Annotated in this window: 12 protein-coding genes; 8 read left to right on the top strand and 4 right to left on the bottom strand. The window is 62.1% G+C overall.

What is annotated here, in order from left to right; all coding sequences use genetic code 11:
* Positions 1-5: 5 nt before the first annotated feature.
* The 3 genes from E8Q41_RS05790 to E8Q41_RS05780 all read left to right on the top strand — a co-directional run bounded on the left by E8Q41_RS05790 (position 6) and on the right by E8Q41_RS05780 (position 3606).
* A complete protein-coding gene (locus E8Q41_RS05790; protein ID WP_170976375.1) occupies positions 6-1487 on the top strand; it encodes an EAL domain-containing protein in 1482 nt (493 codons plus the stop codon).
* Between the two features lie 165 nt (positions 1488-1652).
* The gene (locus E8Q41_RS05785; RefSeq protein WP_137154573.1) at positions 1653-3056 is read left to right on the top strand and encodes a serine hydrolase; all 1404 of its coding nucleotides are present in this window, start codon (positions 1653-1655) and stop codon (positions 3054-3056) included.
* A gap of 34 nt (positions 3057-3090) precedes the next feature.
* Positions 3091-3606: an alpha/beta hydrolase gene (locus E8Q41_RS05780; RefSeq protein ID WP_137154572.1), complete on the top strand. Its 516-nt coding sequence runs from the start codon at positions 3091-3093 to the stop codon at positions 3604-3606.
* Here E8Q41_RS05780 and E8Q41_RS05775 read toward each other — a convergent pair.
* Positions 3578-4114 (bottom strand): DinB family protein, encoded by a 537-nt coding sequence (locus tag E8Q41_RS05775; RefSeq protein WP_137154571.1) that lies wholly within the window; start codon positions 4112-4114, stop codon positions 3578-3580. The genes E8Q41_RS05780 and E8Q41_RS05775 overlap by 29 nt on opposite strands.
* Before the next feature lie 130 nt (positions 4115-4244).
* Between E8Q41_RS05775 and E8Q41_RS05770 the strand changes: the two genes are divergently transcribed.
* Positions 4245-4823: a TetR/AcrR family transcriptional regulator gene (locus E8Q41_RS05770; RefSeq protein ID WP_246660093.1), complete on the top strand. Its 579-nt coding sequence runs from the start codon at positions 4245-4247 to the stop codon at positions 4821-4823.
* Between the two features lie 9 nt (positions 4824-4832).
* On the opposite strand, the gene E8Q41_RS05765 is transcribed toward E8Q41_RS05770, so the two are convergent.
* The 3 genes from E8Q41_RS05765 to E8Q41_RS05755 all read right to left on the bottom strand — a co-directional run bounded on the left by E8Q41_RS05765 (position 4833) and on the right by E8Q41_RS05755 (position 8585).
* Positions 4833-5717: an NAD(P)-dependent oxidoreductase gene (locus tag E8Q41_RS05765; RefSeq protein ID WP_137154570.1), complete on the bottom strand. Its 885-nt coding sequence runs from the start codon at positions 5715-5717 to the stop codon at positions 4833-4835.
* Between the two features lie 116 nt (positions 5718-5833).
* A complete protein-coding gene (locus tag E8Q41_RS05760; RefSeq protein ID WP_137154569.1) occupies positions 5834-6877 on the bottom strand; it encodes a lytic transglycosylase domain-containing protein in 1044 nt (347 codons plus the stop codon).
* Between the two features lie 496 nt (positions 6878-7373).
* Entirely contained in the window at positions 7374-8585 is a 1212-nt protein-coding gene (locus E8Q41_RS05755; RefSeq protein WP_137154568.1) for a pyrophosphate--fructose-6-phosphate 1-phosphotransferase, read from the bottom strand.
* A 269-nt stretch (positions 8586-8854) separates the two neighbouring features.
* Here E8Q41_RS05755 and E8Q41_RS05750 point away from each other — a divergent pair, with 269 nt between their 5' ends.
* The 4 genes from E8Q41_RS05750 (at position 8855) to E8Q41_RS05735 (ending at position 12582) form a co-directional block, all read left to right on the top strand.
* Positions 8855-9097, top strand: coding sequence for a hypothetical protein (locus E8Q41_RS05750; RefSeq protein ID WP_137154567.1), 243 nt, complete (start codon positions 8855-8857; stop codon positions 9095-9097).
* Between the two features lie 224 nt (positions 9098-9321).
* Complete coding sequence (locus E8Q41_RS05745; protein WP_137154566.1) at positions 9322-10032, top strand: DnaJ family molecular chaperone; 711 nt, start codon at positions 9322-9324, stop codon at positions 10030-10032.
* 21 nt (positions 10033-10053) lie between these two features.
* The gene (locus E8Q41_RS05740; RefSeq protein ID WP_137154565.1) at positions 10054-10812 is read left to right on the top strand and encodes an N-acetylmuramoyl-L-alanine amidase; all 759 of its coding nucleotides are present in this window, start codon (positions 10054-10056) and stop codon (positions 10810-10812) included.
* Positions 10813-10884: 72 nt separating this feature from the next.
* Positions 10885-12582 carry an Hsp70 family protein gene (locus E8Q41_RS05735; protein ID WP_137154564.1) on the top strand — a complete coding sequence of 566 codons (1698 nt, stop codon included), beginning with the start codon at positions 10885-10887 and terminating at the stop codon, positions 12580-12582.
* The last annotated feature ends 3 nt before the right edge of the window (positions 12583-12585 follow it).

Genomic DNA, 12585 nt, shown 5'->3' with positions numbered 1-12585 from the left:
CCGTGTTGAGCGAGCGGGGAACCGCTGTCGCGTCGGTCGGTCTGACGCCGACACAGGCTCTGATGTTGACCGCCCCCATTCTCTGCGGGCTGGCGTTTCATCGCCTCGGCTCGCTGAAGGAAGCGCTCGAGCGTCGGCTCGAACAGCGCGAGCGCGCGGCAAAGCAACTCTTCGAACTCTCGCTGCGCGACCGGCTGACCGGCGTCGCGAACCGGCGCGCCCTCGAACTCGAAATCGAACGCTTCATCGAGGCCAAGCGGCATGGCCGCTTCCGTCCGGCGTTGCTGTTGATGGATCTCGACAGGTTCAAGCAGGTCAACGACATGCTCGGCCACGACGCCGGCGACGACCTGCTTCGCATCTTCTCGTCCCGGCTCACCGCCGTGCTCGGCCCGTTGGCGCGTCTTTTCCGCCTCGGCGGCGATGAGTTCGTGGTCACCATAGCGGGCGAACCCCGGGACAGCGACATCGAACGGCTATGCCGGATGATCGAAATGACGGCGGCCGAGCCCTACGACCTCGGCGGCGGCCGCGTCGCCTGTGGCGTGTCGATCGGCATCTGCTATGTGGAAGAGGGCGATCAGCATATCGGCGACCCGCTGCGCCGGGCCGACGCCGCGCTTTATGTCGCCAAGGATGTGCCCGGCTCCGCCCATATCTTTCACACGCCGGCGCTCGGCCGGGCGATGAGCGAGCATGCCCGCCTCGAAGAAGAGATTGCCGCCGGCATTCGCAACGACGAGTTCTTCCTCGAATATCAGCCGATCATGCATGCCGAAAACAGGCGCGTGAACGCCTTCGAAGCCCTGCTGCGCTGGCGGCATCCCCGCCGCGGCGTATTGCGCCCGGACGCCTTTCTCGATGTCGCCCGGCGCTCGGGCCACATCATGCGCATCGGCCGGATGGTGTTTTCCAAGGCGATTGCCAACGCGGCTGACTGGCCCGAGGAAATCGGCGTTTGCGTGAATGTCAGCGGCGACGAATTCCGCGATCCGGGCCTCGTCCGCCATGTGCGTCAATGTCTGGATCAACACCGCGTCGATCCGCGCCGGCTCACGATGGAGGTGCAGGAAGAGGCGTTTCTGGTCGATCAGGACAGTATCCGGTCTGCGCTCCTGGCGCTCAAGGACATGGGTGTGCGCATCGCGCTCGACGATTTCGGCGTCGGCAGCGCTTCGATCAATCACCTGAGGCAGTTTCCCCTCGACCAGCTGAAGGTCGATCGCTCCTTCGCCCGCGGCATGGGCGAAGGCGGACAGGATCGCGAACTCGTCGACATCATGGTTCGGCTCGGAAAGGTTTTCAACATCGGCGCGACGATCGAAGGCGTCGAAACACAGACACAACTGGATCTGGCGGTGGGACTGGGCGCGACGTCGCTCCAGGGCTACATGATCTCCCGCCCGATCCCTGCAGATACGGTTCAGTCGCTCTTCGTGGCTGCGGGTCCATCGCCCCTAGGGCCCGCCCACTTCGCGAGCGCCTGAACCGCGCTCGGAAGTTGGGGAAGGCGCGCCCCTTCGCACTTCCCCAACGACCGATTTCCTGCTCAAGTCAGGAAACCTGAACTGCGTTGACTTCTTTGGAAAGCGACAGCCCCCAATGGCTTTCCTCCGAAGTCAACGCAGTTCATTTTATTCTGGAGTGTGCTCATGAAACTCATCGCCCGGATCCTGGCCTGGCTGGTTGCTATCGTCGTCGTCATCGCGATCGGCGCCGTCGGCTGGCTCTATCTCAATCCGCCCGAGGAGTTTCGCGTCGCCAACGCCTATTCGGCCAAGATCATCTGTTCCAGCGTCTTTGTGTCCGGACGCAAGGCCGAGGAGGTGCTGGCAGACGAACTGCAGGCGCCGGGCCATTGGCTTTTGAAATATGTGTCGATCGCCAAAGGCGAGGATGCCGTGACGGCCAAGCTGTTTGGCTTCCTAGCCGCTGAATCGGCTGTCTATCGCCCCGGCCTCGGCTGCGCTTCGGCGCCGAACGGCGATCTCGACGCCGTCCGCGCCGTCGCCTTCAAGACGCCGCCGGTCATTCCGCCCGTGTCCGATTTCGAATGGCCGCTCGGCGATACCGTCAGCCGCAGCGCCGATCCTCGCGCCGAAGCGCTGCTCGCCGATCCCAAGTTGATCGGCCCGGGCGCGCGGGCGCTCGTCGTGGTCAAGGACGGGCGCATCGTGGCCGAGGCCTATGCGCCCGGCTTCAATGCGGAGACGCCGCTGCTCGGCTGGTCGATGACCAAGACGGTCACGGGCGCGCTCGCCGCAATCCGCATGCAGGACGGCGCGCTGTCCTGGGACAAGGCCAAGCTTTTCCCCGACTGGACCGACGACCGCGCCAAGATCACGGTCGCCGAGCTGATGGCGATGACCAGCGGCCTCTCGCTGAACGAGAGCTATGGCGATGTCGACGACGTCACCCGCATGCTGTTTCTCGAGCCCGACCAGGCGAAATTCGTGCGCGACAAGCCGCTCGAAGCCAAGCCGGGGGAGAAATTCGAATACACCACCGGTACGGCGGTGCTGCTGGCGCGGGCGGTGCAGGACACCTTCGCCGATCGCGAGACTGCGCTCGCCTATCCCCGCCAGGCGCTGTTTGCGCCCATCGGCATGCGTTCGGCCATCTTCGAGACCGATGAGACGGGCACATTCTCCGGCGGCTCGTTGCTCTACGCCACGGCGCGCGACTGGGCGCGCTTCGGCCTGCTGCTCGCCAATGGCGGCGACTGGAACGGCGAACAGATCCTTCCGGTCGACTATATCGAGCGAGCCGGTCGCGCCAGCGCCCTCTCGGGCGGTCGCTACACCGAAGCGCTGACCTGGAAGAGCGGCACGGGCGAGCAGACTGCGGAGCAGACGGGCCTTCCCGCCGATGCGTTCTGGGCGCTCGGGCACGACGGCCAGTCGATCGCGATGGTCCCCTCGGCCGGTCTCGTCGTCGTGCGCATGGGACTGACGCCCTCCAAACTCAATTACGACCCGGCGCCACTCACGAAGGCGCTGCTGGATGCGACGATGGAGCCGCTGCCGGAGCCCGAGCCGGAACCGGCGCAGCCGTGAGTTCGGGCAGTATCGCGTTCGAGGGGAGGAGGGCATGCGCATCATCCTCGTTTCCGACATTCACGACCAGCCCGAGCCAGGCGGCGGGCTCGGCGGCGATGTCGATGTCGCATTCGTCAGGATGAGCGAAGCCGCAGACGCGGCCCATCTGCGCGGCGAGGCGCTGCATCGTCATCTCTTCAGCAATGGCGGCATGGAAAAGGCCGTGGCGCATGTCGCTGCGCTCGGCGGCGATGAAGCGGTCGGCATTGGTTTCAGCGCCGGCGGAACGGCTCTGTGGCGCGCCGCCGCCGGTGGAATGCGGATGAGGGCGCTCGTCTGTGTTTCCTCCACGCGGCTCCGACTCGAAACAATCAGGCTATCGATGCCGGTCCATACATTCTGGGGTGGGCGCGACGCACAAATTCCGGACGAAACCTGGCGTAGGACGATGCCGACATCGTCGCACGTGTATGAGGGGCTCGAGCACGGTTTTTATCAGAAGCGCGAGGGTGACGCGGCAGGCAGATTGTGGACTGCGATCAGGCGAGCGCTCGGCGTGGACTGGTAGCCTCTCCTGTTGCCGATTTTCGGCGTGCGGGATCAACCCGGTGTAAGTGGACTGCAAGAGTGTCCCATGGGGGGACGATGTCCGCTCGTCGCAGTATCTGGCCAATCTCGCCTCGGTGATAGCCGCCATGCAGCGCCACATGTGTCAACATCTCCTGACGAGTCATGCATCCTCGATCGCCATCGGTGAACGTGAACCGGATTGGTTCGGCTAGATCTTGTTCGGAGACATTCGCGACATAGTTGTTGTACCAAGCATCATTCGCCGCCATCTGCGCCCTTAGCGCTTCGAGCGAAGGTAGCGGATCGACATTATCGTTTACATAGCCATGCTGTGCACCAGCGAGATGACCCGAGAAGATGCGGGCTACGACATGGCTGTGGCTCGCCAGGCGCAGTGCGTCGAGATAGGCGGCTGGGGCTTTCTCTTCGAGTTCAGCCAGTTTGTGAATGAGGTCGCCATTGGCCCAGGCGTGATATGCGAATATAGCCGGGAACGGGTTGGACATTATCTGTTTCCTCTCAGAAAAATGTGAGTAGATTGCTCACATTCTTGCCGGGAGCGCCGATTTGTCTACTCGCATTGCAATCGTCTCAACGTCGATGCGCAAGCAGCCTCGACAAGCCCGCTCTAGGCTGATGGTGGACGCAATCCTTGAAGCCGGGGCTCGCATTTTGAGCGAGTCCGGTTGGGCTGGTTTCAACACAAATGTCGTGGCAAAGCTGGCGGGCGTCAGCATCGGCTCGTTTTATCAGTATTTTCCTGACAAACTGGCCCTGATCGATGCGATCCGGGACCGGCACCTGCAAGACTGTTTGATGGCCTTGCGCGGGTTGCCGATGGATGCGCCGCGTCTCGAGGATTTCGCCGCCGCTCTGGTAGACGCTCTTGTTTCCGCCCATGGTCGGCATCCCGGTTTGCATCGGGTACTCCTTGATGAGACCCCGAGCGGCGGCCATCTGGATCCCGCGAGTGCCTTCGAAACGGAGTATATCGGCATTTATGCCCGTGCGATCGGCATTTTTGCCGGGCGGGCGCTTGATGAAAAATCGCGGGCTGACGCAATGGTGCTGTCGGACGCCGTTGACGGTGTCATTCACAATGCTGCGCGGCGGGGACAGTTGAGCGACGGCTCAATTCGAGCCGCGCTTATCCTGCTTGTCGAAACATTTCTGTCTCGCCTAAGGCTGACGGACTACAAGGGGGCGTCCGCATGAGACGTAACCTCAGAGCGTGTCCGAGCTTGGTCGGCATGGAAGCGTTTCCATGCTGCCGCTATCCAGTTGCGCCAGGACTTCAGCAAAACCATATTTCGGCGTGAAGCCGAGAAGCCGCCGGGCTTTGCCTGAAAAGTAGACGCGGTCGATGGTTTTCGGCAGCCGCCATCCGCGCTTTTCAAACGCCGCAGCAACATCCGGCGCGCGCAGGCGGATCACAGAGGGGGCGTCAGAGGCGAGGGCGCTCCGATCCTCCATGAGAAACGGCGTAGCCGCGGAGACGACAAACACCTGAAAGGGATCGCCTCGATTGTCGAGGGCCAGCAGATGGGCGTCGGCGACGTCGCGTATGTCAACGCCTCGATGAAGGCGATAGATTGCCATCTGGTCGGCGGGTTCGGGGAAACTTCTCGCCATGCGCAACACGCGCACCTCGAACGCGGGGCTTGCGAAGTCCGCAAGCGCCTGCTCTGCGTCGAGCTTGGTCCTGTGGTAGATCGTTCTCGGCCGGGGCTGTGAATCCTCGTCCAGCCAGGCGCAATTTCCTGCCTCGACTGCCTGCCCGTAAAGCGCGGTGGTGCTCGTAAACACAAGCCGCCCGACGCCGGCCTCGCCAGCGAGGCGAGCAAGGTTGCGTGTCGCCTCGACGTTGACGCGGTGAAATTCGGCATCCGCGATCACGCCCACATGCGGCGCGTGAAGCGCTGCAGTGTGAATGACGGCGTCAGCGCCTTGCAACGCCGCTCGCAACAGGGACGAATCGTTGATGTCGGCGAGAAGGCTTGTCGTGGAGAAAGGCGTTCGGTCGACGCCGACTATTTCATGATGGTTGGCGATGGCATTGTAAATCGATCGCCCGACCCGACCCGAACTTCCGGTGAGAACAATCTTCATTGCGCGCTTCCGAAGTCAGCGGGTATCAAATTGACCAAACATCCGGCCTTGTCAGGTCGAGCCGACTGCTTTCAATCGAATTCGTTCTGTCCAAATCTCGAACGCACGGGACGCCCTCAATCCGCGTGAATGACTTCCAGAAGCTGCTTCTTCTTGGCCTGGTAATAATAACCGGTGCGATAGAGCCAGTCCGCCTTGGCCACGTCCTTGTCGGCGGTGAGCCAGGCGCCGCGCAGATATTTCACGGCGTATTTCAGGTTGGTTTCCGCATCCAGAAGGCCGTTCGGCGAGCCTTCATAGCCCATGCCCTTGGCGGTGCGGTAGCGGATCTGCATCAGACCCCAATTGCCGCGATGGACTGCGCCGGGATTGTAGTTGCTTTCGCGGCGGACGACCTTGTGCACCAGATGCTCCGGCACTTCGTAAAGCGCGGCGTATTTGGAGATGAGCTGATTGAGGTCGGTGTTCTTGCTGGAAGAGACGACCGGCTCCAGCGATTGAACCGCCGGCTGCGCGGCAAATGCGGTGGCGGCCGAGGGATCGGCGCTGGCGAGTTCGACGCTGGTTTTGCTCGGCGTCGCCGCCGGCCCGCCCATGCGCAGCGCGAACACTGCCGCGACATCAGGCTGGCCAAAACTGTCGGTCATCACTGCGGACTGGCGCGGCTGGGCGGCGGCCGGCTGAACGCCCGGCGCAGCCTGCAGACCGGGCGCGGCGTCGGCGGTTGTCGTTGCGACAGCGCCGGGAATGCCGGGCTGAACTGTGGCAGCGGCGGCGGCAGTCTGTTGTTGCAGGACGGGAGTCGGCACGGAAGTCGGTGTTGGCAGCGCCATCACGGAGGGATCTACGGAAGCGACTTCGACGGCGCTGAAAGCCTGAGCGGCGTCGGTGATCGGCTTGGGCGAGGGGATGGCGTAAGCCATGGCCACCGTTTTGTCTGACGCGAGATCGACCGGAGAGATCGGGGCCGGGGACGTGGTCAGCATCGCCGTGCTGGACGTGTTCACCGTCTGGAGTTGGGTGGTCATCGCCACTTGCTGGGCCGCCGGCTTCACATCCAGTTTCGCCGAGTTCACCTTGGCGGACTGGCAAGACGCCGTCAGTCCCACCGCGCCTGAAATCAGCGCGATCCGTGTGGCATGCGTCACGTATTTTTTCATCAACTCCGCCCGCTTTGTTGAGGTCCGCCCTCCCTTCGGAGGGGGAGAGTCTTCACAAATCGTTACGTCCTGATACTCGATTAAAAGACAGCCGACAAGACGCTGTGCTTAACCTTTCCCGTACTGGTGGATCTCGTTCTTCGAAGTGAAATCAGTGATTTCATCAGCGGATGATGGTCCATCGTTAATGGATGATGAATGATCGTGGTTAACAAATCCCTAATTTGAACGCCCGCGCCAGATGGACCAAGACGCAGCAGTCGCCGACTACGAGCAAAAACCATTGAATCTTCACAAGCTTGTGAACGGGCGCAGGGGCGAGGAAAAGGTCCGGGTCGCGATCGCATTTGGCGAAAAAGTTCCATCTTGCAATGCGGGCGCGCAATTTGAGGGATCAGCGCCTTTGAACCATCTTCGGTTAACCGTCAGAAAAACTAAATTAAGAAATTTGACAAACCGACGCGGGAAAACCCTCCCGCGCCGGCGGAAACGGATGTCAGGCGGCTCGCCAGGGCTGGCCGATATAGTCCATCACCTCCGAGAACCAGGGCTGGTCGGTGTCGAAATGCTTGCCGCCCTTGATGCGCGAGAATTCGATCGTCCGCAGTTTGCCGTTCTGGTCCTCGTCGTGGCCGGTGACGCCGGAGACGCGGTTGAGCGCGCTTTCCACCGCAAGGTCGACCATGCTCTGGATCAGTCTGAGATCGTCGCGGTTGGCCGGGGCGGAACGGGCGTAATAGCCCGACTTCTGCACCATCGAGCGCTCGGCGCCGATCATGTGGCCGATATGTTTGGAGAACCAGTTGCCGACATTGATCGTGTCGATCTTCACATGACCGAAGGCGTCGCGCTTGACATGCTCGCCGGAGGCTTCCCGCTCCGCCACGATCGTATCGAGGCCTGCGCCTTCTGAAACGAAGATGGTCACGAAGCCGGTCTTTTCCATGATCTGGCGGAGGCGCTCGCCTTCTTCTTCGAGATCGAAGGCGACTTCCGGCAGATACATGCCGTCGATGTTCTTGAGCTGGGTGTTCATCATCAGGCCTTCGACATAGTCGCGGCCCTTGGTGTCCTGGATATAGGCGCGGGCCGTGGCGGCCGTCAGCCAGCCGCAATGGCGGCCCATGACCTCATGCACGACCAGCGATTTCGGCGCGGCGCTCTGTTCGTTCGACACATGGTCGAAGAAATGCGCGCCGACTTCGGCCGCCGTCCAGGCGCCGAGCGATTGCTTGATCGGCACGACGTCGTTGTCGACGGTCTTGGGCAGGCCGACGACGGTCAGCTTGTAGCCGTTGGCCTCGAGATAGGCGGCGAGGTCGGCGGCCGTGGTGTTGGTGTCGTCGCCGCCGATCGTGTGGAGAATGGTCACGCCGTCGCGGGTCAGCCGCTCGGCGGCCACGCGCAGCGGGTTTTCGCCTTCCTTGACCAGGCCGCGCTTCACGCAATCGGCGGCGTTGGTCAGCTTCACGCGGCTGTTTCCGATCGGTGAACCGCCGTGATAGTGCAGAAGATGCGCCTTTTCGCGCATGTCCTTGGTGATCTGGATGCTGTCGCCGAGGAGCACGCCCTGATAGCCCGAGCGATAGGCGATCAGCTCCACATCGGGAGCGATGTCGCTATAGCGTTCGATCAGTCCGCCCACGGCGGAAGACAGGCAGGGCGCTAGCCCGCCGGCTGTCAGCATTGCGGCTTTTTGTTTGGCCATGATTGAAATCTCCCATGCGGCGTTTGCCTTTTCAGCCGGCATCGATGGGCCAGCGCCAGCCTTCTGTAAAGTGAAGAGATGATGAAGAACAGGCCTTGCATCCGGTGCGGAAGGCGCGCCTGCCGATTGAAACGATTCAATGCGCCCGGGAAAACCCAGGGCTTGTGGATAAGGTTGTCTTCGGGCCGAGCGGGCCCGGCGGAGGAACCTCCTGCATCATCGCGCGTTCTAACGGCAATGACAGGATTTGCTCACCCAGGAGAAGATCGATGAAGACCTCGCTCAAAACAATTGTCGCCGCTTCCGCCTTCGGCTTCGCAGCGGCTGTCACCGGCCCAGCGCTTGCTGACAGCCTCACCATCCGCGTGGCTCCGAACACGCCCGCACAGCGCGTGATCGTTCGTCCGCCTGTGGTCAAGAAGGTGGTGGTACGCCAGCCGTGCTACACCAAGACGGTGAAAAAGGTGACTAGCAACAAGACGGTGATCACCAAGTCGCGCGTCTGCCCGTAAACTCGGGTCGATGCCAGGTTACTGCGCATTCGAAGCGGTTCCGCCATCGTGCGGAGCCGCTTTTGTATTCGCCACATTTGGCTGCGGCGACTGCAAATTCGCCGGAAAGATCGTTTCCGATCAATTTGCATTACGGAAATTTCATTCTCGCCATGGCTTGCTTTTAAGCCGACAATTGGTCACCCTTTTCTTCTATCCTCGTTCTCCTCCAGCCGGACGCGATCATGTCTTTTTGGGAAAAGCTCTTCAGCGCAGTCGCCGACACCGCGACCAACGCCTTGTCGAGCCTCATCGAGGCGATCCGGACCGTGTTCGAAGGCGATCCGGAAACGCGGCGCAAGGTCGCCTTTTCCGTCGCGGTCATCGCGCTTTCGGCCAAGATGGCCAAGGCCGACGGCATCGTGACGCCGAACGAGATCGAGGCTTTTCAGCAGATCTTCGAATATCCGGACGCGGAAGCGCGCAATGTCGCCCGCCTCTATAATCTCGCCAAGCAGGATGTCGCGGGTTACGAGGCCTATGCCGAAAAGCTCTCCGGCCTCTGCCGCTCCGACCATCCCAATTGCGCGATGCTCGAAAACGTCATGGACGGCCTGTTCCATATCGCCAAGGCGGATGGCGCGGTGCACGAGCGCGAAATGGCCTATCTCGAAAATGTCGCGGCGATCTTCCAGATCTCGGAAGACCGCTTCGCGCAGATCCTCGCCCGTCATGTCTATGTCGAGGGCGCTGATCCCTATAGCGTGCTCGGCGTGTCGCGGAAGGACGATTTCTCGACCATCCGCCAGCAATATCGCGCGCTGGTGCGCGAGCATCATCCCGACGTGATGATCGCCCGGGGCCTGCCCACGTCGTTCCAGGCGGTGGCGCATGAGCGCATGGCGACGTATAACGCGGCCTATGCCGCCATCGAACGCGAACTTCGCGCGGCCTGACGCCAGCATTCGAGACTGTTGATGAGCCATTTTTCCCCCGATTTCGCGCGCGCCGATGTCGCCGCATCCCCCAATTTCGGCGATCGCAAGGGTGTCGAGCGTCCCGACATGATCATCCTGCACTACACCGGCATGCCGTCGGCGGATGCGGCCTTCGACTGGCTGCGCCGGCCCGAAAGCGAAGTGTCGAGCCATTATTTCGTCTGGGAGGACGGCCGCGTCAGCCAGCTGGTGGCGGAGGACAAGCGGGCGTGGCATGCCGGCGCGAGCTTCTGGAAGGGGGAAACGGACATCAACTCCCGCTCCATCGGCATCGAGATCGCCAATGCCGGCCATCCCGGCGGACTGCCTGACTTCCAGCCTGCGCAGATCGCATCGGTGATCGCGCTCTGCCGCGACATCGTCGCCCGTCACGGCATCGTCTCCGAGCGCGTGCTCGGCCATTCCGATGTGGCGCCGGTGCGCAAGGTCGATCCCGGCGAGAAATTTCCCTGGCAGGCGTTGGCCGAAGCCGGGGTGGGCCATCATGTCGAGCCGGCGGTGATTTCGGGCGGACGCTTCTTCCAGCGGGGCGATGCGGGGCCGCCGGTCGAGGCGTTGCAGGCGATGCTGGCGCTCTATGGTTACAACGCGCCCGTCAGCGGTGAATTCTGCGACCGGACCGCAGGCGTGGTCGAGGCGTTCCAGCGGCATTTCCGCCCCGAGCGCGTCGACGGCGTCGCCGACGCCTCCACCATCGACACCTTGCATCGGCTGCTTCGGGCGCTGCCGCAGGACTGAGCAACTTTCTGTTGTCCGAAGAGTTCACACTGACTAAGAAACACTCTGTGTAAAACAGTGCGCGGGTTCAAAATGGCTATCGTCGGAATCGACCTCGGAACCACCAATTCCCTGATCGGCGTGTTCGAAGACGGCAAAGCCAGATTGATCGAAAACGCCAATGGCGGTTTTCTCACGCCCTCGGCCGTCTATGTCGACCAGAATGGCGAGATCGTGGTGGGAGCAGCCGCCCGGGAAATGGCGCTGACCAATCCCGACGCCGCGGTGATGTCGTTCAAGCGCTGGATGGGCACCGACCGGGTCGTGTCGCTCGGCAAGAGAAGTTTCCGCGCCGAGGAACTGTCTTCCTTCATCCTGCGCTCGCTGATCGACGACTACAAATCCAAATATGACGAGGAGATCACCGAAGCGGTGATTTCCTGCCCGGCCTATTTCAATGACGGCCAGCGCAAGGCGACCATCAATGCGGCGAAGCTTGCCGGCCTCAAGGTCGAGCGGCTGATCAACGAGCCGACGGCGGCGGTGCTGGCCTATGGGCTCGAGACCCGCGACGACGGCCAGTTCCTGGTGTTTGATCTGGGCGGCGGCACATTCGACGTGTCGATCATGCACAAATATGACGGCGTGTTCGAAATCCGCGCCTCCGCCGGCGACAATTTCCTCGGCGGCGACGATTTCTCCGAAGCGCTGGCGGGTCTCCTCCTGCGCAAGGGCAATATTGACCGCGCCGGCCTCGGCAAGATCGACCAGGCGCGAATCCTGCGCGCCGCCGACACGCTGAAGATCGATCTCTCCGCCAAACCGAACCTCGATTATCGCATCACGCTCGAAAAGACCGTGCTCGAAGGCGTCGTCACGCGCGAGGAATTCGAGGCGGAGGCCTCCGACCTCATGCGGCGGCTCCGGCATCCGCTCGAACGAGCGCTGCGCGATTCGTCGATTTCGCCCGATGAGCTCGACGCCATCGTGCTGGTGGGCGGCGCGACCCGCATGCCGGCGATCCGCCAGATGATCGCACGCCTGTTCGGCAAGCTGCCCTTCGTCACCATCAATCCCGACGAGGTCGTGGCGATGGGCGCGGTGATCCAGTCGGCGCTGAAAAGCCGGAACGCGGCGGTCGACGATGTGTTGTTGACCGATGTCTGCCCCTTCACGCTCGGCGTCGCCTCGATGCGCACGCGGCCTGACGGCAGGCGGGAAGAGGTGGTTTCGCCGCTGATCGAGCGCAACGCCACCGTGCCGATCAGCCGCGTAGAGCCTTTCACCACCATCTCCGACAACCAGACGGAAATTGCGCTCAGGATCTATCAGGGCGAAAACATCCGTCCCGAGCACAATGTCCATATCGGCACGCTGAATGTGAAGATCCCGCGCAAACCCGCCGGCCATGAAAGCGTCGATGTGCGCTTCACTTATGACATCAATGGTGCGCTCGAGGTCGAGGCGACGGTGCAATCGACCAAGGACGTGTTCAAGACGGTGTTCTCCAACGATTCCGGTCTCGACGAGAAGGAATTGGCCAAACGCTTCGAGCAGCTTTCGAAGATCAAGCTCGCGCCCCGCGACCAGCAGGAAAATCGCGAACTCATCGCGCGGGCCGAACGCATCTATGCCGAAGCGCTCGAGCAGGATCGCCAGATCATCGCCGATGGGCTGATGCAGTTCACCGCCGAAATCGAAGACCAGCGGCTGCGCGACATCGAGGCGGTGCGCGAGGAGTTTCGCGCCTTCCTGAACCAGTTCGACAAATTCGTCTTCAACCGCGATTGAGAC

Origin of the sequence: Rhizobium sp. FKL33 (assembly GCF_005222915.1) — a bacterium.
Taxonomy (GTDB): domain Bacteria; phylum Pseudomonadota; class Alphaproteobacteria; order Rhizobiales; family Rhizobiaceae; genus Rhizobium_E.
This window is presented reverse-complemented; position numbering and strand designations above follow the sequence as displayed.

Excerpts from the sequence above, each read along its gene's own strand:
- E8Q41_RS05770 (WP_246660093.1), top strand. The coding sequence starts at position 4,245 with ATGGTGGACGCAATCCTTGAAGCCGGGGCTCGCATTTTGAGCGAGTCC.
- E8Q41_RS05735 (WP_137154564.1), top strand. The coding sequence starts at position 10,885 with ATGGCTATCGTCGGAATCGACCTCGGAACCACCAATTCCCTGATCGGC.
- E8Q41_RS05780 (WP_137154572.1), top strand. The coding sequence starts at position 3,091 with ATGCGCATCATCCTCGTTTCCGACATTCACGACCAGCCCGAGCCAGGC.
- E8Q41_RS05740 (WP_137154565.1), top strand. The coding sequence starts at position 10,054 with ATGAGCCATTTTTCCCCCGATTTCGCGCGCGCCGATGTCGCCGCATCC.
- E8Q41_RS05750 (WP_137154567.1), top strand. The coding sequence starts at position 8,855 with ATGAAGACCTCGCTCAAAACAATTGTCGCCGCTTCCGCCTTCGGCTTC.
- E8Q41_RS05765 (WP_137154570.1), bottom strand. The coding sequence starts at position 5,717 with ATGAAGATTGTTCTCACCGGAAGTTCGGGTCGGGTCGGGCGATCGATT.
- E8Q41_RS05755 (WP_137154568.1), bottom strand. The coding sequence starts at position 8,585 with ATGGCCAAACAAAAAGCCGCAATGCTGACAGCCGGCGGGCTAGCGCCC.
- E8Q41_RS05760 (WP_137154569.1), bottom strand. The coding sequence starts at position 6,877 with ATGAAAAAATACGTGACGCATGCCACACGGATCGCGCTGATTTCAGGC.
- E8Q41_RS05745 (WP_137154566.1), top strand. The coding sequence starts at position 9,322 with ATGTCTTTTTGGGAAAAGCTCTTCAGCGCAGTCGCCGACACCGCGACC.
- E8Q41_RS05785 (WP_137154573.1), top strand. The coding sequence starts at position 1,653 with ATGAAACTCATCGCCCGGATCCTGGCCTGGCTGGTTGCTATCGTCGTC.
- E8Q41_RS05775 (WP_137154571.1), bottom strand. The coding sequence starts at position 4,114 with ATGTCCAACCCGTTCCCGGCTATATTCGCATATCACGCCTGGGCCAAT.